This window comes from Changchengzhania lutea (assembly GCF_006974145.1).
GTDB classification, from domain to species: domain Bacteria; phylum Bacteroidota; class Bacteroidia; order Flavobacteriales; family Flavobacteriaceae; genus Changchengzhania; species Changchengzhania lutea.
The window spans coordinates 3,711,328-3,730,141 of the sequence record NZ_CP039456.1 but is presented as its reverse complement, the minus strand read 5'-3'; the positions used below and the strand labels follow the sequence as shown (position 1 = coordinate 3,730,141).

The following is an 18,814-nucleotide window of genomic DNA, read 5'->3' as shown; positions in this document are numbered from 1 at the left end:
TAAATAGTTATATGTCTAAATCGAAAGTTTTCCTTAAAGTCTCAAGCGCTGGATTTTTTTCTTCAAGTTTTTTAAACTTTTCCATATCCGTGTAAACGTATTTCTTATCTAGTTCTTCGTTAATTGCTATTGATAAATGAATATCAAAATTATTAAGAGACTTCCTTAAGAACGTTAATAAATCATATTGCTGACGCTCTAATTCTACTTTATTGGTGGCATTTGGAAACTCTAAATGCACTGCAGTCCCTTTAACTTTTGGTACATCCATCGACAGAATAGACGCTAAATTATGTTTGCCTTCCTTTTGGGTAGTTTCAATAAAAAGATTCCAATATTTAATTAAATCGTCTTCTGCAAATGGCTCCTTGGGTAGATTTTCTTCATCAACGACCACATCCATTTGCCTGATTTGATGTTCCTTTTTAGCTCTAATACTGCTTAAAGACAATCCAGACGCACGTTTTACATCCTTTTTTAATACAATCTTTGGTGGTTCCTTAACCTGCAATGAGGCAATATGTTCTTTAACGGCTTCTTCCTTTATTGGCAGATTGGTGTTAGAACTAGAATCCAAAGGTTCGTTATCTTCCCTTAGGGCAGTTTCAGGAACTGATGATTTAGGCCGTGTGATAGGAATAGGCGTAATGCCTTTATTTTTAAAATAGGAGGGTGGAATTATGTAATGTTTGCTATTTTTTTTTTCTCCATCAAAAGTGATAGAGGCAAGCTGCATTAAACATAACTCAACAAGTAAGCGTTGGTTTTTGCTGGTTTTATATTTGAGATCACAATCGTTTGCCAGTTGGATGCCTTGAAGCAGAAATTCCTGTGAGGCTTTTATGGACTGTTCTAAATATTTTTCTTGGGTTTGTTCACCAACCTCTAAAAGTTCAATGGTCTCTGGTGATTTACACACCAGTAAATCCCTGAAATGCGAGGCGAGACCTGCAATAAAATGATGACCATCAAATCCTTTTGAAAGCGTTTTGTTAAACTGAAGGAGTAAATCTGGTATTTTATTCTCTAAAATTAAATCGGTACTCGAAAAATACGTTTCGTAATCCAGCACATTTAAGTTTTCTGTCACCGCCTGACGCGTTAAGCTTTTACCCGAAAAACTGACGACACGATCAAAAATGGATAGTGCATCTCGCATAGCGCCATCTGCCTTTTGTGCAATAATATGAAGTGCATCATCTTCGGCAGTTACACCTTGTTCTCCTGCAATATATTTTAAATACGCTTTGGCGTCTTTGACCGTAATTCGCTTAAAGTCGAAAATTTGACAACGCGATAAAATAGTCGGAATAATTTTATGTTTCTCAGTAGTTGCTAGAATAAAAATACAATGTTTAGGTGGCTCCTCTAATGTTTTTAAGAAGGCATTAAAGGCGGATTGAGACAGCATATGTACCTCATCTATAATATAAACTTTGTAATTACCAACCTGTGGGGGAATACGGACTTGATCGGTTAAACTTCGAATATCATCAACCGAGTTATTTGAAGCGGCATCCAGTTCAAAAATATTAAAAGCAAAATCTTCGTCGGCACTTTCAGTACCATCGCTATTGATCATTTTAGCAAGAATACGAGCACAGGTTGTTTTACCCACACCACGAGGCCCTGTAAACAGGAGCGCTTGAGCCAAATGGTTGTTTTCAATAGCATTTAATAAGGTATTTGTAATAGCCTGCTGCCCCACAACATCCTTAAATGTTTGAGGTCTATATTTTCGAGCCGATACTACAAAATGTTCCATTAAAGATTATTGAATAACAAAGTTAAAAATTCAACTCAAAATTAGGGAATATGTGCATGATATTTAAAAGGAGTTATTAACAATTTACGTACTTTTGCAGCAAGCAATTCGCCTTATCGCTGTTCATGAAAATGAATGGAGGAAAGTCCGGACACCATAGTGCAATATAGTGGCTAATAACCACCAGTCGTGAGGCTAGGAAAAGTGCAACAGAAAGTATGTACAGATCATGCTGTAGTGAAACCAGGTAAACTCTATATGGTGCAATGTCATGTAAACCAGTGCTTGAGGGTGGCACGCTCGATACTGGAGGGTAGACAGCTAAAGTGGATTGGTAACAATACACGCAGATAAATGATAAGGGCTCATTTTGAGTACAGAATCCGGCTTATAGATTTGCTTAAAAATACAAAAGTGCGACATGTTGTGTCGCACTTTGTGCTTTTAAGGTTTTAATTGTTTACTTAATTTGGCATATAGGCCAAATCTGGCCGCATTTCACCAGTTTTTTCTTCCATTCTAGTAATATTGCCCATCACCTTCATAAAAACATCCCAACGTTCTTCTCCTAAGGTTTCGTCATTTTTCTTTCCTTTAGTTGCAGCGTCTATTTCATCTTTAGCAGATACAACGACTACATAATAGCTCTCCATAGCTCCAAAGCCGCTTCTATACACACGATAACTGCCTTTTGAATCTTTGGATGTATACAACTCTTTCACCGCTTTCATACCTTCTCTCAATTCATCTTCCTTTTCTGGAGAGAAATACAAAAAGAACCATTTTCTGTAATTCATACCTTCTTGTGTTTGCGAAATGCCCTCTGGCATATACGTAAGCGATTCGTCCATGGTAATCACATAATCCCCATGTGAATCATAGCAAGTATCAAAGCGCTCAAACATATTACCAAAATCATCGCCCATAGATTCTGCCATATCTTTAAACGGACGTTCATCCATTTCGGCGAAATTTTCCATTGGCGTTATGTATAAATAGGTCATGTCGTTTGTTACAGCAGTAACCCATTGGGTGTCTGGTTGGTGTTTTTTACAGGCTTCTCTAAACTCCTTGGCTATTTTTTCGTACTCCCTGATTTTGGATGGTTTTACATTGTCTTGATGTATCCAATACGATTGTTGGGCTTGCACAAAATTAAATGATAAGCATAAAATGCAAATGACTAATACGCTAGTTTTTAATGTTTTCATAATTCATTATTTAAGGTTGGTTAATTAATATTATTCTTGAGTTGTTTCTGCTTCCATGTTCATTTTTTCAGCTTCTATTTCTTGAAGTGACAAAATGACTTCCGAAGGATCCCAATAGCCATAGTCCTCTACGATTTTTCCATTAATAAATTGAGCGGTGAGATGAACGGGAATGGTTATTTCTTTATTGTTTGCAGCTAAAGTGCCTTTCCAGGTAGCCCAAAAATTGACCCATGTTTGACCTTTATCTGTGACAACCATTTCAAAATCTTGATCTTTGTCTTCAAAACCTCTACTGGAATAATTGGCATCATTGGCTTTATGATATGCTGGAATATCAGTTGATTTCATTTTGGCATTGTTAAAACGTGTCTGCGAAGTGTCTGCATAATACGTAACTAAGGATTCATAGTTCATGGCATTATAATCACTTATTAGTGCCTTCATACTATCAATTTCTGAAGAATCCTGAGTATATCGTTTCTCTTGCTCATTACATGCTGAAAATAGCGCAGTTACAATTATTAATAAAAGGAATTTTTTCATCTTTAATTTATGGTTTTAAGGTTAGCAATTAAATTAAACCATAGTCATGTTTAAGAAAAAAAATGTATTTTTCTAAAAAGATCAAGATATGTATAGAGTACGGGACTCTTAGGAAGACTCTAATTTAGATAAAAAAAAGGAATTTAAAAGAAATATAGATGGATTTATTAATTTTTAAAAAAACTAAACATATTTCCCCCGTAACTTTTTGAAATGTTATAATGTTCCAAATGGGAAAGACTGGTGTGTTTTGAATGTTCGATAATTAATATCCCACCATCTAATAACATCCCATTTTTAAAAATGAATTCTGGAATTTTAGAAAATTGATCTACAGTAAAGGAGTAAGGTGGGTCTGCAAATATGACGTTAGCCTTTAAAGATGATTTCTCTAAAAATTTAAAAACATCACTTTTAATGGTTTGAATGGGCATATCAAAATCGTCTGCAGTTTTATTGATAAACTTAATGCAACCAAAATCTTGATCCACCGCTATGATATCTGTCGTGCCTCGTGATGCAAATTCGTAACTAATGTTTCCCGTTCCTGAGAAAAGGTCTAACACGGTGATATCGTCAAAATAAAAGGTATTATTTAAAATATTGAAAAGAGACTCTTTGGCCATATCTGTAGTGGGACGCACTGGCAAGGTTTTTGGAGCCACTATTTTTCTACTTTTATATAAACCTGAAATTATTCGCATTAAAAATTTTGTAATAAGGTGAAGTTAGAATGATTTGAATTTGGTGCTTCTTGATAATTGTATGTGTCACTGCGCTTTCCAAAGCGTATGTGTCTTATATACTTGTAAGCGATATTATATAGGGCATCATGCTTTTCGACCTTGCCAATAAGAATTAACTCTAGGCTTTCGGGGTCTAACTCTAATTGTTCTGCCGTGAAGAGCATATAATAAATAAAATCTTCTTTACTATGGTATTGAAAGGCGTTATAAAGTTGAATTTTGGATTGCTTTATAACAACAATCTCAAAATGCGTTTTATCTACATGAGCATACATCTTTTCAGAATCATCCTGATTTTGTTCGAGACGTATTATTTGCTCCATTAATACGGTAGAAATATGCTTATAAGTGAACGCACCAAACTTATCAAAAATAAAATTATTAATATTTACATAAGGAATATAAACATTAACGCTGTCGTGCGCCGATATTTCATCATAAGTAATGAAGTCTGATTTTAGGATTTTGGAATTAAATTTTAAATAATCAGCTAAACAATCCTCATTAAAAAGCGGTTTGGGCACCAAGGCAGAAAGTGCGTTATCATGAATAATATGAATATCGGAAAAGTCACTATCTAAGTCTGCGTCGGTTTCAAAAAGCTGTTTTAAATAATCTAATACTTCTAACGGATTACTTCCCTTATCAAATAAAATCTCTCTTAAAACAGAAATAGTTTGGGTGTCTTTCTGCAGGATACAAAAAGAAAGTCCACTCAAACTTATTTGAATGGACAGTACTTTATTTTTTATGTTGTTTGAAATATTATTCTTTGGTATCATAAAATTTTGCCCAGTTTCCACTAGTATCAACATCATCCATAGTGCCAACTCGTATAGCATCACCTTGAACACCAACTACTGAAGATATAACTTGGTTTTCTTGATCAATCAGGTTTTTATTTTGATCGAATAAAACGACTTCTTTCTTAACAAAAGCCTCAAAAACTGGTATCTTCATGTCGTTTTGCTCTAACATGCCAGCCTTCAGCTGAAATTTAGCACCCGCTTCGCCAACGGGAACATTCATCATGGTTTTATAGCGATCAGACCCTTTAAATAATGAATCTTTTATAGAAACGAAATTTAGAGTGTCTATAATAACAATATCCTTTGTGGTTTCAACACCACCGTAACGTCTTGTTAGCTCTTCATCAATAACACTAGAGTCACGACGCTGTGTAATAACAAAATCAGCCGTGTCAATAAACTTTACTAAGCTATTAAAATCTCCTGAAAACTTACCGGTGACTTGCCTATGTGCTAATTGAGCGTCCCTTATATCTCTTAAATTGTCTATAACGAGAGTATATCGTTTTTCTTTAATTTTATTAAACTGTATAGGCTCATAAATAGACATAAATGTTTGGTACCCTAATACACCAATAATCACCCAAAGCAGTATAATTAATACAGGTTTGAATTTTGAAGGAATGAATTTGTCAACTAACTTTACTAAGCCAATTGTAACTAAAATTCCGGCAATTGCAATAAGAATTATTGTTAACATAGTACTTTATTTGATTAAAATAGTTAATAATGGTCTTTCGCAAATCTACAATTTTTTTTTAATCGTAAAAACCAAAGAAGGTAAAAATCATTTCTATCTTTGAATTATTTTTTAATTTGCTAAAATAATCCATGACGTCATCAGAATTTTATTCGCTTATTAAAAGTGGTTTTCCCTTTCAGCCAACCCTAAAGCAAAACATTGTGCTTCAGCAATTAGCAGCGTTTATTTTCAGTAAATCCCCAAATGATCTGTACCTTTTAAAAGGCTATGCTGGAACAGGAAAAACAACCATTGTGGGTACTGTGGTAACGAACCTTTGGAAAGCTAAAAAAAGTGCTGTTTTAATGGCACCAACAGGAAGAGCAGCAAAAGTGATTTCTAATTATTCTGGAAAAGAGGCCTTCACAATCCATAAAAAAATATATTTCCCTAAAAAAGAAAAGGGTGGTGGTGTAAAATTCGTTTTACAGCCCAATAAACATAAAAATACCATTTTTATAGTGGATGAGGCTTCCATGATTCCGGATACTCCCAGTGAATCAAAATTTTTTGATAATGGGTCTTTGTTAGATGATTTAATGAAATACGTGTATTCTGGTCATCAGTGTAAACTGTTACTCATTGGTGACACTGCACAGCTGCCACCAGTAAAGTTAGATTTAAGTCCCGCCTTGGATGCACACACCCTCAGCATCAACTATAATAAAGAGGTGACTAAAATGGAACTTGACGAAGTTGTAAGACAGGAGCAGGATTCTGGCATCCTTGCCAATGCAACGGTCTTGCGCGAGGCCTTATCCAATGGGATGCACGATGCTTTTAAATTTGATTTAAACGATTTTAAAGATATCGTTAGACTTATTGATGGTCATGACATTATGGATGCCATTAATGATGCATACAGTAGTTTAGGTAATGAGGAAACGGCCATTATTGTGAGAAGCAATAAAAGAGCTAACCTTTATAATCAGCAAATACGAAATAGAATTTTATTTAATGAGAATGAACTCTGTGCTGGCGATTATTTAATGGTGGTGAAGAACAATTACTTTTGGATAAAGCCTACAACCGAAGCTGGTTTTATTGCCAATGGCGATATTATTGAAGTGCTTGAAATTTTTAGCATTCAAGAAATTTACGGTTTTCGCTTTGCGGAAGTTAAAGTACGGATGGTAGACTACCCAAAAATGAGCACCTTTGAAACGGTACTGTTATTAGATACCATTGATGCCGAAACCCCTTCATTACCATATGAGGAATCCAATAGATTGTATCAAGAAGTCATGAAAGACTACGAAAATGAAACGAGCAATTATCGTAAATTTTTAAAAGTGAAAAGTAATAAGCATTTTAATGCCTTACAAGTAAAGTTTTCTTATGCCATGACCTGTCATAAATCACAAGGTGGGCAATGGGATACTGTTTTTGTCGAACAACCGTATTTGCCAAATGGTATAGATAAAGACTATTTACGATGGCTCTATACCGCAGTTACCAGAGCCAAAGAAAAGTTGTATCTTATTGGCTTTAATGACGATTTTTTTGAAGAATAAAGAAAAAAGGCGCAGTATGCAGTGGCGGTTTGCGGTCAGTTTCGTTGAATTCTTAAACATTTCACTTTTATTATAAAAAGTGTAATATTAACTAAAAACAAAAAGTCCCTTCGGGGATTTAAGGGAGGGCTATTATGACATTTGAAACCATTATTAGTATTTGCCTCGGAATTGGATTGTCTGCGTCTGTTGGGTTTAGGGTTTTTTTACCCTTATTTGCACTCAGTTTAGCGTCCTATTTTAACGTATGGGAACTTAATGAATCTTGGGAGTGGATTGGTGGTACGACTGCACTTATCACATTAGGCGTGGCTATGCTTATTGAGGTTTTTGCCTATTTTATTCCTTATATAGATAATTTGCTGGATACCATTTCGGTACCACTTGCCGCTTTAGCAGGTACAGCAGTAATGCTTTCAACGGTAGCCGATTTGAGCCCAGTAATCACATGGTCGTTGGCTATTATAGCAGGAGGTGGTACAGCGGCGGCAATTGCAGGTTCAGCAAGCACAACGCGATTAGCATCAACGGCGACCACAGGTGGATTGGGTAACCCGATAGTGTCCACGGTTGAAACAGGCACCGCAGTCGTCATGTCAGTCGTTTCAATTTTCCTGCCCGTAATTGCTGTCATTTTAGTAGTTATCCTCTTTGTTATAATTTATAGGGTTTATAGAAAGTTTAATTCCAATACACCTGAAAACATCTGATATTTATACTATTTTTGAAATACTCTAAGAAGTATATGAAATGAAAATAATTTCAATGATTCCTGCGCGTTATAGCGCGTCCCGTTTCCCTGGAAAGCTGATGCAAGATTTAGGCGGTAAAACGGTGATTTTAAGAACCTATGAAGCGACTGTGAATACGCAACTGTTTGATGACGTATTTGTCGTTACAGATAGTACCATTATATATGACGAGATTGTAAATCATGGTGGTAAAGCCATTATGAGTAAAAAGGATCATGATTGTGGTAGCGACAGAATTGCGGAGGCGGTAGAGAAGATGGATATTGATATTGTCATTAATGTTCAGGGTGATGAGCCGTTCACCGATAAAATCTCGTTATCTAAACTCATTGAGGTTTTTAAAGAGGATAATGAAAAACAAATTGATTTGGCGTCATTGATGGTTCATATTACAGATACCGATGAAATTAACAACCCCAATACCGTAAAGGTTATAGTCGATCAATCAAATTTTGCCTTGTATTTTTCTAGAAGTCCGATACCATTTCCAAGAGAAGTAGAGGCCGATGTTAAATATTACAAACATAAAGGTGTTTATGCCTTTAGAAAAGAAGCCATTTTAGATTTTTATAATTTACCGATGTTGCCATTAGAAGCTTCTGAAAAAATTGAATGCATTCGCTATTTAGAATATGGCAAACGCATTAAAATGGTTGAAACAGATGTCCAAGGTGTAGAAATTGATACGCCAGAAGATTTAGAACGTGCCAAAAAATTATGGAAATAGATTACAGTCAAATAAAAGTAATTGGTTTTGATGCTGACGATACCCTATGGGTGAACGAAACTTATTTTCGCGATGCGGAAATTGCCTTTGGAAAATTATTATCAGAGTATGAAACCATTAATAAAATAGATCAGGAACTATTTAAAATGGAAATGCAAAATCTAGGCATTTATGGCTATGGTGTTAAAGCCTTTATGTTATCAATGGTAGAAAGTGCCATGGAAATCTCTAATAATAATGTGAGCATCAAAACCATTCAAGCGATATTGGATATTGGTAAAGATATGATTAATAAGCCCGTAGAGTTGCTCGATGGCGTTGAAACGGTGTTGAGCACCTTGTCAAAAAAATACAGGCTTATTTTAGCGACCAAAGGGGATTTATTGGATCAAGAACGTAAATTGGAAAAATCTGGATTAACAGATTATTTTCATCATATAGAAGTGCTAAGTGATAAAAAGGAAAAAAACTATTCAAGGCTTTTGAATCATTTAGACATTAAACCTTCAGAATTTTTAATGATTGGAAATTCCTTAAAATCAGATGTTCTGCCACTTATCAATATTAAAGCACATGCCATTCATGTTCCATTTCATACCACTTGGGCACACGAGCAGGTTACTGAAAAAGAAACCAACGGAAAGGCATACAAAACGCTGAGTTCACTTAAAGAAGTTTTAAATTTAATTCACTAATTTGAAAGTATTAGATATAAATACATGGAATAGAAAAGCCCATTTTCACCATTTTTCAGCCTTGTCAGATCCGTATTTTGGAGTAACAATTCCTTTTGATGTGACCAATGCTTATAAAATTTCAAAGAAAAATGGCATCAGTTTTTTTGGAAGGTATTTGCACGACTGTCTAAAAGCGCTAAACGATATAGAAAATTTTAGATACAGAATTGAAGAGGGCAAAGTGGTTATTTACGATGTTATCCACGCATCTGCCACCTTAATGCGTGACGATAATACTTTTGGGTTTTCATTTATTGATTTTGATAATGACTTAAGGATCTTTATAAACCACTTAGAATCTGAAAAAAGACGCATTCAAAATTCAACAGATTTATATCCAACAAAAAATGGGCTGGACTGTATTCATTGCTCTGCATTACCTTGGTTAAATTTCACCGGTCATAAAGAACCTGTTTCTGGTGAGGTTGAATCTGTGCCAAAAGTTGCTTTTAGTCAAGTAACACATGAAAATAATCGTATGGTCATGAACGTATCGATCAATGTAAACCATGCTTTGGTTGATGGCTATCACGTCGGTTTATTTTCTAAGAAATTTCAACACTATTTAAATCTATAATGGTATTTTTGCCATTAGTAATTGAAAATATATTAAATGAGTTATAAGAACTTTCCAATGGTGCCAAGAGTTATTTTTGGTAGAGGTAGTTTTAATCAATTAAATGATATTTTAGCCCCAAAACGCTTAAGTATTCATGCTCCTTTCATTTATTTAATAGATGATGTATTTAAGAATAAATCTTGGTTAACCTCAAGAATTAAATTGTCTTACGATGACAAAATAATATATATATCCTCTAAAGAAGAACCCAAAACATCTCAGGTAGATGCGCTTGTAGAAGACATTATTTTGGAAACAAAAGAGCGACCTTCTGGAATTATTGGCATAGGAGGTGGTACCCTTCTAGATTTGGCTAAAGCCGTAGCTATAATGCTGACTAATAAAGGTGAATCAAAAGACTATCAAGGCTGGGATTTAGTTAAAAATAAAGCTATTTATCATGTCGGGATTCCAACCATATCGGGGACAGGATCTGAAGTATCTAGAACAACCGTACTAACTGGGCCAGAAAAAAAGCTTGGTATCAATTCTGATTTTACGCCATTTGATCAAGTTATATTAGATTCTGAACTCACAAAAGACGTACCTAAACAACAATGGTTTTATACGGGAATGGATTGCTATATTCATTGTATTGAATCTTTAAACGGCACCTATTTAAATACATTTAGTGAGACTTATGGCAACATGGCGCTACAACTTTGCAAAGAAATTTTTTTAGAAGATAAATTAAGCAAGACAGAGGCACAAGAAAAGCTTATGATGGCATCTTGGCATGGCGGGATGAGCATTGTCTATTCTCAAGTAGGTGTTGCGCATGCTATGAGTTATGGTTTGTCGTACTTATTAGGCACCAAACATGGGATTGGAAACTGTATCGTTTTTAATCATTTAGAAGCGTATTATCCTGAAGGCGTTAGTCTATTTAAGAAGATGATGCATAAGCACGACATTGAATTACCAAAAGGGTTATGTGCTAACTTAAATGATGAACAATTTGATACCATGATAAACATTGCATTAAGTTTAGAACCACTTTGGGAAAATGCACTCGGAACCCATTGGCAGGACATAATGACTCCAGAAAAACTTAAAGCCCTTTACCGGAAGATGTAATATGCAATGGCTAGCCAAATTTATTTATTTTAAGCTTTTTGGCTGGAAGGTTACCGGTAATGTAGACGCATCAAAAAATTCAATTAAAAAGGCGGTAGTTATTGCTGTACCTCATACAAGTTGGCACGATTTCTATATAGGTATTTTATTGCGCACGGTCATAGGCATTAAAATTAATTTTGTTGGTAAGAAAGAATTATTTGTTTTTCCATTAGGATTGTTTTTTAGAGCCATGGGCGGTGCACCAATTAACAGACAGTCTAACGAAAACAAGGTCGAAGCAATAGTCGAAATATTTAAAAGTAAAGAAGAATTTAGAATGGCCATGGCACCAGAGGGTACGAGAAAGCGGGTAGAGGAGTGGCGCACTGGGTTCTATTATATAGCGAAAGAAGCGCAAGTGCCTATTATAATGGTTGCCTTTGATTTTGAGCACAAAGAGAATAGAATTTCGAAACCATTTTATCCAACTGATAACAAAGAAGAAGATTTTAAAATAATGCATAATTTCTTTAAAGGCATTAAAGGAAAAGTGACTGAATATTCATGAATTTTTTATAGAAAACTGACTTTGGTACATATATTGAATTAATATTAGGGTATTGGGACATGAAACATAAAGTAAACAATTGATTGTTCCTAAAAAGAAACATCACCAATACATCTATAAAAAAGCTGCATCTACAGATGTAGCTTTTTCTGTTTTTGGATTATAGTATGATTTATATTTCATTAACTTTGCCTACATGACTAAAGATATTAAAATAGCCATTCTTATAGACGGCGACAACATACCATCAAAATATATTTCAGAAATGATGGAAGAAATCACAAAATATGGTACGCCTACTATCAAGCGTATTTATGGCGATTGGACAAAGCCGCATTTATCAAAATGGAAAAAAATTCTACTCGAAAATGCGATTACTCCAATACAGCAATACAGTTATACCACAGGTAAAAATGCCACGGATTCTGCTATGATTATTGATGCGATGGACGTTTTGTATTCCAATCAAGTCGATGCCTTTTGCTTAGCGTCATCAGATAGTGATTTCACGAAATTGGCAACCCGTTTACGTGAAGCTGGAAAAACAGTTTACGGTATAGGAGAGAAGAAAACCCCAAACCCGTTTATTGTGGCTTGTGACAAATTTATTTATTTGGAGATTCTTAATAAGTATAATGAAAAGCCTGAGGACAACGGTAAAAAAACCGAAAAGAAGAATTTATATAATATTACACCAAAAGTCATCACTTTACTAAAAAATTCTGTTGACGATGCTGCCGATGAAGATGGTTGGGCATTTTTGGGAGATGTTGGCTCGCTTATATTAAAAAAGCAACCCAACTTTGATTCTAGAAACTTTGGCTTTGCAAAATTAACCCCATTATTTAAATCGCTACCTCAATTTCACATGGAACAACGAGACCAAGTAAATGGGCGGTTTAAATTAATTTATGTAAAGAATAAATAATATAAAAACCCAAAATTATTAGAGTTCTGGGTTTTTATATAAAACAATGTATTTAGTAAACTTCAATTATATTGTGCCTTCAGTAAAGGTAATTTGAAGAGTGCCAATAAATGCCTCACCACCTTCAAATACCAAATCTATAACAAATGTATACGTATTTCCTTTAATTTTAGTGACAGTAATTGTACCGCTTGTAGAATTGTAATATTCTGTTGTTTCAGCATTCCCTCCTATAGCTGGAGTTATTATATCCATTTCAGCATAAAGGTAAGAGGCAGTTTCAGTATTATCTACTTGGAATACTCCAGTTGAAAAGGCTTCACCTAAAGCATACAATTCTATATCTAATTCAACTTCTTTTCCGTTGATGGTTCCATCAATTTCAAAATCGCGGTTGTAGTGAGTGCCGTCTTGACCATAATCAAGAACTACAGCATTTTCATTTGAAAAAGTAATCATTGAATCTCCAAGACTTACTTGGTTGGAAGTCATAGCAGACGCTCCATCATCATCTTTGCTACAGGATAATACACTAGCTGTTACAAATAATGTTAAAAAAAAATTTTTCATAATGTAGGTTATTTTTTAATTTATAATGGGGCGAATGTAACTAAATAAAGATAAAACAACAAAAAACATCGATTAAGCACACAAATAAAAATGATCATCAAGAATTTTCTTTCATGGTATGATAAACGTTTTGTACATCATCGTCTTCTTCCAATTTTTCTAAAAGCTTTTCAACATCTTCTGCTTGTTCTGGAGTCAGTTGTTTGGTGACCTGTGGAATACGTTCAAAACCCGAAGATAGAATTTCAATTTCTCTAGATTCTAATTCTGCTTGAATAGCACCAAAACTTTCAAAGGGTGCATAAATTAAAATGCCATCGTCATCTGCAAATACTTCTTCTGCACCATAATCAATAAACTCCAATTCCAACGCTTCCGGATCCAATCCGTCGCTATTAATTCTAAAATTACAGGTATGGTCGAACATGAATACTACAGAACCCGAAGTACCTAAACTGCCATCGCATTTATTAAAATAACTACGTACGTTAGCTACCGTTCTCGTGTTATTATCTGTAGCGGTTTCAACAAGAATAGCAATACCATGTGGTGCATAACCTTCAAAAATAACCTCTTTATAATCGCCCTGTCCTTTTTCACTTGCCTTTTTAATGGCGCGCTCAACATTATCCTTCGGCATGTTTACAGCTTTGGCGTTTTGTATCACGGCTCTTAATCTAGAATTGCTGTCAGGGTCTGGGCCGCCTTCTTTTACTGCCATAACAATATCTTTACCAATACGTGTAAAAGCTTTGCTCATGGCAGACCAACGTTTCATTTTACGTGCTTTTCTAAATTCGAAAGCTCTTCCCATAGTTTGTTATGTTGTTTGTTGTTTTATTGAAATCACAAAAATAAAAAAATAAGCAAAAAGTAAAGCACTTAAGATTATTAATCGTTTTGTGTTTAATTAAAATACTGAAAACTGCTATTGTAAACTGCGTACTAGTTTAGTCTTCCTCAGGCTCTACAATCATTTCAATGGCTTCTGCCAATTTAAAATCTTTATCTGTAACACCTTTGGCATCATGTGTAGATAATGCAATCGTTAATATATTATAGGTATTAGACCAGTCTGGGTGATGGTTTAATGCTTCACATTCGAAGGCAATTCTGCTCATCGCACTAAAACAGTCTTTGAAATTTTCAAATTCAAATTCGGCATGAATGGCATTATCAAAATATTCCCAATCTGGAAAACGAAGTAATTTTTTTTCTATGTCCTCTTCACTAAGTTTACTCATAATAGATGTGTTTTTATAATTAAATTTGATTGAACGGGTTCTGTATACAATGTAATACTTTCAAAGCTTAAAATCAACTTATTTTTAATTCTGTTAATATATCTTGACTGACTAATTGTAGGTTTTTAGGTAGTAAGTTATATTTTGGCAATACCGCTAAATAGCGTTCGTCATTCGTCGTATATACGCGTTTAAATATAGCGTTTTGAATATACAACGATTCTGTAATTTCCTTTATAAAATCATCATGGTGTACCAGATCACTACTTCCCAAATGAAAAATTCCCGATTTATTTCTATTTATAATATAATGTATTTGTTGGGTGACTTTTTTATCTGTGGTCACATTCATGACTAAGTTTGGAAAGATCTCAATAGGTGTTTCCTCTAAAGCACTTTGAAGCATCTCATTGATACGTGGCGATTGATTGCCAAATACCATAGGCAACCTTAGAACAGCAACTTGTTTTTTAGGCAAGCGCAGAAGCATGTTTTCAATTTTTATTTTGAAATGCCCATAGATGCTATTGCTATAGGTTTTATCATGCTCATAGCTTGGATATTTACTATAGGCATCAAAAACATTGGCTGAAGATAGAAATAGAAGTTTTATTTTTTTTGTAAAAATGTACTCTGCAATATGTTGATGTGCGACCAATTGCGCCGAAAAATCTCCTCGAAGCGCCGAAATCACCACTGTTGGCTTAACGATTTCTAAAATCTCATAGACATCATCCTCTTCCATATCATACTGAAAGAAATGCTTGTTTTTTTCGAATGTTTGACTTAAAGTTCTATATGTTCCAAAAGTTCTAAAATAGGGACAGAGCTCTTTATATAAGGCACCACCCAAAAAACCACTAGCTCCCAGTATTAAAATAGTATGTTTGTCTTCACGTTTAATCATAGAGAGGTCTTAAACTTCTGACGGTTAAAAGATGGATAGTTTGGTTTGGGTCGTGAATTGTTCTAAGGCGAGCATGCCCAATTGCGAATTTCCTTTTTTATTAAGTCCCGGAGACCATGTGGTAATCGCAAAATGATCTGGCAAAAGAGCAATTATGCCACCACCTACACCACTTTTACCTGGTAATCCAACCTCGAAAGCAAATTCTCCCGCTTCATCGTAAAAGCCACAAGTAAGCATGATGGCATTGATGCGTTTCGCTTGCGTTTTAGTAAGTCGTGCTTTATTCATTAAACAATTGCCCTTATTGGCCAAAAAGAAAAACACCTTGGTTAATTGACTACAAGTCATTTCAATAGAACATTGGTGGAAGTAAAAATCCAAAACATCTTCTACGGGATTCTTTAAATTACCGAAAGACTTTAAAAGGTTCGCAATGGCATAATTTTTAAAACCCGTTATTTTCTCTGAATGGGCTACAGATTTGTTAAACTGAATGGTATCATCGCCCGCAAGATCTCTAATAAAATCTAAAAAATCATCTTTTGGATTTTTTAAATGAGACAGTAAAATATCTGCAATAACAATCGCTCCAGAATTTATCAAAGGATTTCTAGGAATGCCATTTTCAATTTCTAATAAGGATAAATGATTGAATGGGTTTCCACTGGGTTCCACATCCATGCGTTCCCAAATAGATTCACCAACCAAAGACATGGCTTTAGAAAGCGCCAATACTTTTGATACACTTTGTATGGAAAACAGTTGGTTATAATCCCCAACACCATATTCTGTGCCATCATGGAGCCGTAAATGCATCCCGAAATGGTTAGCATTCACATCAGCCAGTTCTGGAATATAAGATGCTACTGTACCTTTATCTGGCATCGTAGTTAAGGTTTTGTGGATCTGGTCTAATATGGCTTGGAAATCAGGCATTCTTATCCCTTATAAAATGGTAATTTCACTACCGTGGCAGGAATGGCATTTTTGCGGATCTGAATATGTATGTTACTTCCAACCTCAGATAATATAGTAGGTACATAGCCTAAACCAATCCCTTTGCCAAGTGATGGCGACATGGTACCGGAGGTCACTATCCCAATTTTATTTCCGTTGCCATCCACAATATCATAACCATGGCGTGGAATACCGCGATCATCCAATTCAAAAGCAATGAGCTTACGTTCTGGACCATGTTCCTTTTCTTTTTTTAAGGCTTCAGAATTTGTAAAGTCTTTGGTGAATTTTGTAATCCATCCCAAACCTGCTTCAATAGGCGAGGTGGTATCGTCAATATCATTCCCGTAAAGGCAATAACCCATTTCTAAACGCAAGGTATCGCGTGCCGCCAAACCAATGGGTTTGATGCCATACTGGGCACCAGCTTCAAACACCTTGTCCCAAATTTGTTTTACCTCAGAGTTTTTACAATAAATTTCAAAGCCACCACTACCAGTATAACCAGTTGCCGAAATAATAACATGTTCAACATCTGCAAAATCATCCACAACAAAATGGTAGAATTTAATTTCTGATAAATCATGACTGGTCAAGGTCTGCATCGCATCAATAGCTTTCGGACCTTGAATGGCCAATAAGGAGTAATCTTCGCTTAAATTACGCATCGTAGCACCAACATCATTTTTAGATGCGATCCAGTTCCAATCTTTTTCAATATTACTGGCATTCACCACCAATAAATATTGGTTTTCTTTTATTTTGTAAATGATTAAGTCGTCCACAATGCCGCCATCATCGTTTGGTAAACAACTGTATTGCGCTCTTCCAACAGTTAGTTTTGAAGCATCGTTACTTGATACTTTTTGGATCAATTCAAGCGCCTGTACGCCCTCAATTAAAAACTCGCCCATGTGCGATACATCAAAAACGCCTACAGCATTCCTTACGGTTTCGTGTTCTATATTCACCCCTTCATATTGAACAGGCATATTGTAGCCGGCAAAGGGCACTAGTTTAGCGCCGAGGGCTTTATGGGTTTCAGTTAAGGTGGTATTTTTCATTTACAATTTGCTTTGAAATTTGTATGAAGCAAATGTATTGAAAATTTATATTATCGCTTTCGCTGAATGATGAAAAAGGTTTATTAAATTTTGTGGCTGAAGTGTGAGCTTTTTAAAGATTAGCTTGATGTTCTTTCGTGTTTAGTAAGAAAGAATGAACTTTGAGAGAAGCCGTAAGGTTTTCCTAGTTCGTAAAAAGTAGATATATTAGCTTTATGCTTTAAAATTATAGTTCATCCTTCTTCAAATCTTTAGTATGATTTGATTTTAAATGTAAATCCATCTGAGGAAAAGGTATAGCAATGTCATTTTCAGAAAATTTCTGACTAATATTTCTACGTATATCACTTTTCACTTTACTTATTCGGAATATATTTTGACTAAAAAATAACACTTGAAAATCTAATGATGAATTCCCGAAATTCACTAATCGTGCCTCAGTCGATTCACGGTCATAAACATCATGATGTTTGAATGCACTTTCTTCCAAAATTTTTATAACTAAATCTACATCACTCCCATAAGCAACACCAACATCAATTCTGAAGCGTGTCTTGCTAGTTTGATGGCTCCAATTAATAACTTTATTTGTTGTAATTAATGAATTTGGAATTATGATAGAAACATCATCTGTATTTAATGCCTTAGATGTTCGTAATCCAATAGTCTGAATCTTAACAATATCACCATCAATGTCCAAAACATCATCAATTTTTATAGATTGTTCTGAAAGTAAAATTATTCCTGATATTACATCATTAAATGTTTGTTGTAATCCTAACCCTATTCCAACAAGCAAAGCAGCAGAACCCGCTATTAAAACAGTAACTTTAACACCAATAGTTTCTAAAATTAGCGCTACTGCGACAATCCAAATTATATATCTAATGATTTGGAATAGTGCATAAACACTACCTTTATCAAGATTTCTAAACTTACGTTTACTAAAAAGTGTTTTCTTAATTAACCATAATATTAGCTTAGTAATCAGAATAATTAACAAAACAGTCGCTAATGTATAAACCCGTAATTTGGTTTCACCAAAACTAATAATTTCAATTTCCAAAAAGTCCTTAAATATTTCCATATTGTCTTTTTAACGACGCCTAATGTACTTTTCGAATATCAATTTTTTGGTGTTTTTCTATCCGATGGCAGACGAAGTTAGCTATTTTTTCTTATAACTAAATAATGAATACAAAGAAACCAAAGCCCAAACCGCTTCCAAAATAATAAAAGGCCAATAGTTTAAAAGAATAGATGCTAAACACGCCATAGCAGCTCCAACAAGATTAAGTAGAATAAATGATAAATCTTTATTGGAGGTTTTGCCTAAAACATTTAAG

Annotated in this window: 22 protein-coding genes and 1 other RNA gene; 9 read left to right on the top strand and 14 right to left on the bottom strand. The window is 34.7% G+C overall.

From position 1 onward, the window contains the following. Positions 1-7 precede the first annotated feature (7 nt). Positions 8-1,765, bottom strand: coding sequence for a DNA polymerase III subunit gamma/tau (locus FAF07_RS16810; protein WP_142786208.1), 1,758 nt, complete (start codon positions 1,763-1,765; stop codon positions 8-10). Between the two features lie 100 nt (positions 1,766-1,865). On the opposite strand from FAF07_RS16810, the gene rnpB reads away from it, so the two are divergent. After that, positions 1,866-2,172: RNase P RNA component class A (gene rnpB / locus FAF07_RS16805), an RNA gene on the top strand. 57 nt (positions 2,173-2,229) lie between these two features. Here the strand turns inward: rnpB and FAF07_RS16800 are convergent. From FAF07_RS16800 to FAF07_RS16780, 5 genes are all read right to left on the bottom strand, one after another. Further along, positions 2,230-2,976: a hypothetical protein gene (locus FAF07_RS16800; protein ID WP_142786207.1), complete on the bottom strand. Its 747-nt coding sequence runs from the start codon at positions 2,974-2,976 to the stop codon at positions 2,230-2,232. Between the two features lie 30 nt (positions 2,977-3,006). Then, positions 3,007-3,522, bottom strand: a complete 516-nt coding sequence (locus tag FAF07_RS16795; RefSeq protein WP_142786206.1) for a nuclear transport factor 2 family protein — start codon at positions 3,520-3,522, stop codon at positions 3,007-3,009. Between the two features lie 167 nt (positions 3,523-3,689). Then, positions 3,690-4,226 (bottom strand): RsmD family RNA methyltransferase, encoded by a 537-nt coding sequence (locus FAF07_RS16790; RefSeq protein ID WP_142786205.1) that lies wholly within the window; start codon positions 4,224-4,226, stop codon positions 3,690-3,692. Continuing rightward, complete coding sequence (locus tag FAF07_RS16785; protein WP_142786204.1) at positions 4,226-5,050, bottom strand: DUF3822 family protein; 825 nt, start codon at positions 5,048-5,050, stop codon at positions 4,226-4,228. The genes FAF07_RS16790 and FAF07_RS16785 overlap by 1 nt, the downstream gene beginning before the upstream one ends. Then, positions 5,034-5,777: a hypothetical protein gene (locus FAF07_RS16780; RefSeq protein WP_142786203.1), complete on the bottom strand. Its 744-nt coding sequence runs from the start codon at positions 5,775-5,777 to the stop codon at positions 5,034-5,036. Before FAF07_RS16780 ends, FAF07_RS16785 begins: the two co-directional genes overlap by 17 nt. 131 nt (positions 5,778-5,908) lie before the next feature. Here FAF07_RS16780 and FAF07_RS16775 point away from each other — a divergent pair, with 131 nt between their 5' ends. From FAF07_RS16775 to FAF07_RS16740, 8 genes are all read left to right on the top strand, one after another. Further along, on the top strand, positions 5,909-7,333 hold the full coding sequence (locus tag FAF07_RS16775; protein WP_142786202.1) for an ATP-dependent DNA helicase: 1,425 nt from the start codon (positions 5,909-5,911) through the stop codon (positions 7,331-7,333). Between the two features lie 134 nt (positions 7,334-7,467). Next, positions 7,468-8,043, top strand: coding sequence for a DUF4126 domain-containing protein (locus tag FAF07_RS16770; protein ID WP_142786201.1), 576 nt, complete (start codon positions 7,468-7,470; stop codon positions 8,041-8,043). Positions 8,044-8,083: 40 nt separating this feature from the next. Continuing rightward, on the top strand, positions 8,084-8,812 hold the full coding sequence (gene kdsB, locus FAF07_RS16765; protein WP_142786200.1) for a 3-deoxy-manno-octulosonate cytidylyltransferase: 729 nt from the start codon (positions 8,084-8,086) through the stop codon (positions 8,810-8,812). Continuing rightward, positions 8,803-9,507: an HAD family hydrolase gene (locus FAF07_RS16760; RefSeq protein ID WP_142786199.1), complete on the top strand. Its 705-nt coding sequence runs from the start codon at positions 8,803-8,805 to the stop codon at positions 9,505-9,507. The genes kdsB and FAF07_RS16760 overlap by 10 nt, the downstream gene beginning before the upstream one ends. Before the next feature lies 1 nt (position 9,508). Next, positions 9,509-10,126, top strand: coding sequence for a CatA-like O-acetyltransferase (locus FAF07_RS16755; protein WP_142786198.1), 618 nt, complete (start codon positions 9,509-9,511; stop codon positions 10,124-10,126). 36 nt (positions 10,127-10,162) lie between these two features. After that, a complete protein-coding gene (locus FAF07_RS16750; RefSeq protein WP_142786197.1) occupies positions 10,163-11,245 on the top strand; it encodes an iron-containing alcohol dehydrogenase family protein in 1,083 nt (360 codons plus the stop codon). A gap of 1 nt (position 11,246) precedes the next feature. Further along, positions 11,247-11,795: a 1-acyl-sn-glycerol-3-phosphate acyltransferase gene (locus tag FAF07_RS16745; protein ID WP_142786196.1), complete on the top strand. Its 549-nt coding sequence runs from the start codon at positions 11,247-11,249 to the stop codon at positions 11,793-11,795. A 196-nt stretch (positions 11,796-11,991) separates the two neighbouring features. After that, entirely contained in the window at positions 11,992-12,723 is a 732-nt protein-coding gene (locus tag FAF07_RS16740; RefSeq protein WP_142786195.1) for an NYN domain-containing protein, read from the top strand. Positions 12,724-12,789: 66 nt separating this feature from the next. Here FAF07_RS16740 and FAF07_RS16735 read toward each other — a convergent pair whose 3' ends face one another. From FAF07_RS16735 to FAF07_RS19160, 8 genes are all read right to left on the bottom strand, one after another. Then, positions 12,790-13,293, bottom strand: coding sequence for a hypothetical protein (locus FAF07_RS16735; protein ID WP_142786194.1), 504 nt, complete (start codon positions 13,291-13,293; stop codon positions 12,790-12,792). 97 nt (positions 13,294-13,390) lie between these two features. Further along, positions 13,391-14,107: a YebC/PmpR family DNA-binding transcriptional regulator gene (locus FAF07_RS16730; protein ID WP_142786193.1), complete on the bottom strand. Its 717-nt coding sequence runs from the start codon at positions 14,105-14,107 to the stop codon at positions 13,391-13,393. 136 nt (positions 14,108-14,243) lie between these two features. Then, the gene (locus FAF07_RS16725) at positions 14,244-14,537 is read right to left on the bottom strand and encodes a 4a-hydroxytetrahydrobiopterin dehydratase (protein ID WP_142786192.1); all 294 of its coding nucleotides are present in this window, start codon (positions 14,535-14,537) and stop codon (positions 14,244-14,246) included. A 73-nt stretch (positions 14,538-14,610) separates the two neighbouring features. Then, a complete protein-coding gene (locus FAF07_RS16720) occupies positions 14,611-15,444 on the bottom strand; it encodes a sugar nucleotide-binding protein (RefSeq protein WP_142786191.1) in 834 nt (277 codons plus the stop codon). A 24-nt stretch (positions 15,445-15,468) separates the two neighbouring features. Then, positions 15,469-16,383, bottom strand: a complete 915-nt coding sequence (locus FAF07_RS16715) for a glutaminase (protein ID WP_142786190.1) — start codon at positions 16,381-16,383, stop codon at positions 15,469-15,471. 2 nt (positions 16,384-16,385) lie between these two features. Then, entirely contained in the window at positions 16,386-17,468 is a 1,083-nt protein-coding gene (gene gcvT / locus FAF07_RS16710) for a glycine cleavage system aminomethyltransferase GcvT (protein WP_142786189.1), read from the bottom strand. Between the two features lie 226 nt (positions 17,469-17,694). Beyond that, positions 17,695-18,555 (bottom strand): mechanosensitive ion channel family protein, encoded by an 861-nt coding sequence (locus FAF07_RS16705; RefSeq protein WP_142786188.1) that lies wholly within the window; start codon positions 18,553-18,555, stop codon positions 17,695-17,697. A gap of 81 nt (positions 18,556-18,636) precedes the next feature. Further along, the gene (locus FAF07_RS19160) at positions 18,637-18,771 is read right to left on the bottom strand and encodes a hypothetical protein (protein ID WP_449384926.1); all 135 of its coding nucleotides are present in this window, start codon (positions 18,769-18,771) and stop codon (positions 18,637-18,639) included. Positions 18,772-18,814: the final 43 nt, after the last annotated feature.

What these genes read in the sequence shown, in the direction of transcription:
- FAF07_RS16705 (WP_142786188.1), bottom strand. Translation starts at nt 18,555, where the DNA reads ATGGAAATATTTAAGGACTTTTTGGAAATTGAAATTATTAGTTTTGGT.
- FAF07_RS16770 (WP_142786201.1), top strand. Translation starts at nt 7,468, where the DNA reads ATGACATTTGAAACCATTATTAGTATTTGCCTCGGAATTGGATTGTCT.
- FAF07_RS16790 (WP_142786205.1), bottom strand. Translation starts at nt 4,226, where the DNA reads ATGCGAATAATTTCAGGTTTATATAAAAGTAGAAAAATAGTGGCTCCA.
- FAF07_RS16730 (WP_142786193.1), bottom strand. Translation starts at nt 14,107, where the DNA reads ATGGGAAGAGCTTTCGAATTTAGAAAAGCACGTAAAATGAAACGTTGG.
- FAF07_RS16760 (WP_142786199.1), top strand. Translation starts at nt 8,803, where the DNA reads ATGGAAATAGATTACAGTCAAATAAAAGTAATTGGTTTTGATGCTGAC.
- FAF07_RS16715 (WP_142786190.1), bottom strand. Translation starts at nt 16,383, where the DNA reads ATGCCTGATTTCCAAGCCATATTAGACCAGATCCACAAAACCTTAACT.
- kdsB (WP_142786200.1), top strand. Translation starts at nt 8,084, where the DNA reads ATGAAAATAATTTCAATGATTCCTGCGCGTTATAGCGCGTCCCGTTTC.
- FAF07_RS16735 (WP_142786194.1), bottom strand. Translation starts at nt 13,293, where the DNA reads ATGAAAAATTTTTTTTTAACATTATTTGTAACAGCTAGTGTATTATCC.
- FAF07_RS16785 (WP_142786204.1), bottom strand. Translation starts at nt 5,050, where the DNA reads ATGATACCAAAGAATAATATTTCAAACAACATAAAAAATAAAGTACTG.
- FAF07_RS16780 (WP_142786203.1), bottom strand. Translation starts at nt 5,777, where the DNA reads ATGTTAACAATAATTCTTATTGCAATTGCCGGAATTTTAGTTACAATT.
- FAF07_RS16745 (WP_142786196.1), top strand. Translation starts at nt 11,247, where the DNA reads ATGCAATGGCTAGCCAAATTTATTTATTTTAAGCTTTTTGGCTGGAAG.
- FAF07_RS16720 (WP_142786191.1), bottom strand. Translation starts at nt 15,444, where the DNA reads ATGATTAAACGTGAAGACAAACATACTATTTTAATACTGGGAGCTAGT.
- FAF07_RS16750 (WP_142786197.1), top strand. Translation starts at nt 10,163, where the DNA reads ATGAGTTATAAGAACTTTCCAATGGTGCCAAGAGTTATTTTTGGTAGA.
- FAF07_RS16740 (WP_142786195.1), top strand. Translation starts at nt 11,992, where the DNA reads ATGACTAAAGATATTAAAATAGCCATTCTTATAGACGGCGACAACATA.
- FAF07_RS16795 (WP_142786206.1), bottom strand. Translation starts at nt 3,522, where the DNA reads ATGAAAAAATTCCTTTTATTAATAATTGTAACTGCGCTATTTTCAGCA.
- FAF07_RS16810 (WP_142786208.1), bottom strand. Translation starts at nt 1,765, where the DNA reads ATGGAACATTTTGTAGTATCGGCTCGAAAATATAGACCTCAAACATTT.
- gcvT (WP_142786189.1), bottom strand. Translation starts at nt 17,468, where the DNA reads ATGAAAAATACCACCTTAACTGAAACCCATAAAGCCCTCGGCGCTAAA.
- FAF07_RS16800 (WP_142786207.1), bottom strand. Translation starts at nt 2,976, where the DNA reads ATGAAAACATTAAAAACTAGCGTATTAGTCATTTGCATTTTATGCTTA.
- FAF07_RS16775 (WP_142786202.1), top strand. Translation starts at nt 5,909, where the DNA reads ATGACGTCATCAGAATTTTATTCGCTTATTAAAAGTGGTTTTCCCTTT.
- FAF07_RS16725 (WP_142786192.1), bottom strand. Translation starts at nt 14,537, where the DNA reads ATGAGTAAACTTAGTGAAGAGGACATAGAAAAAAAATTACTTCGTTTT.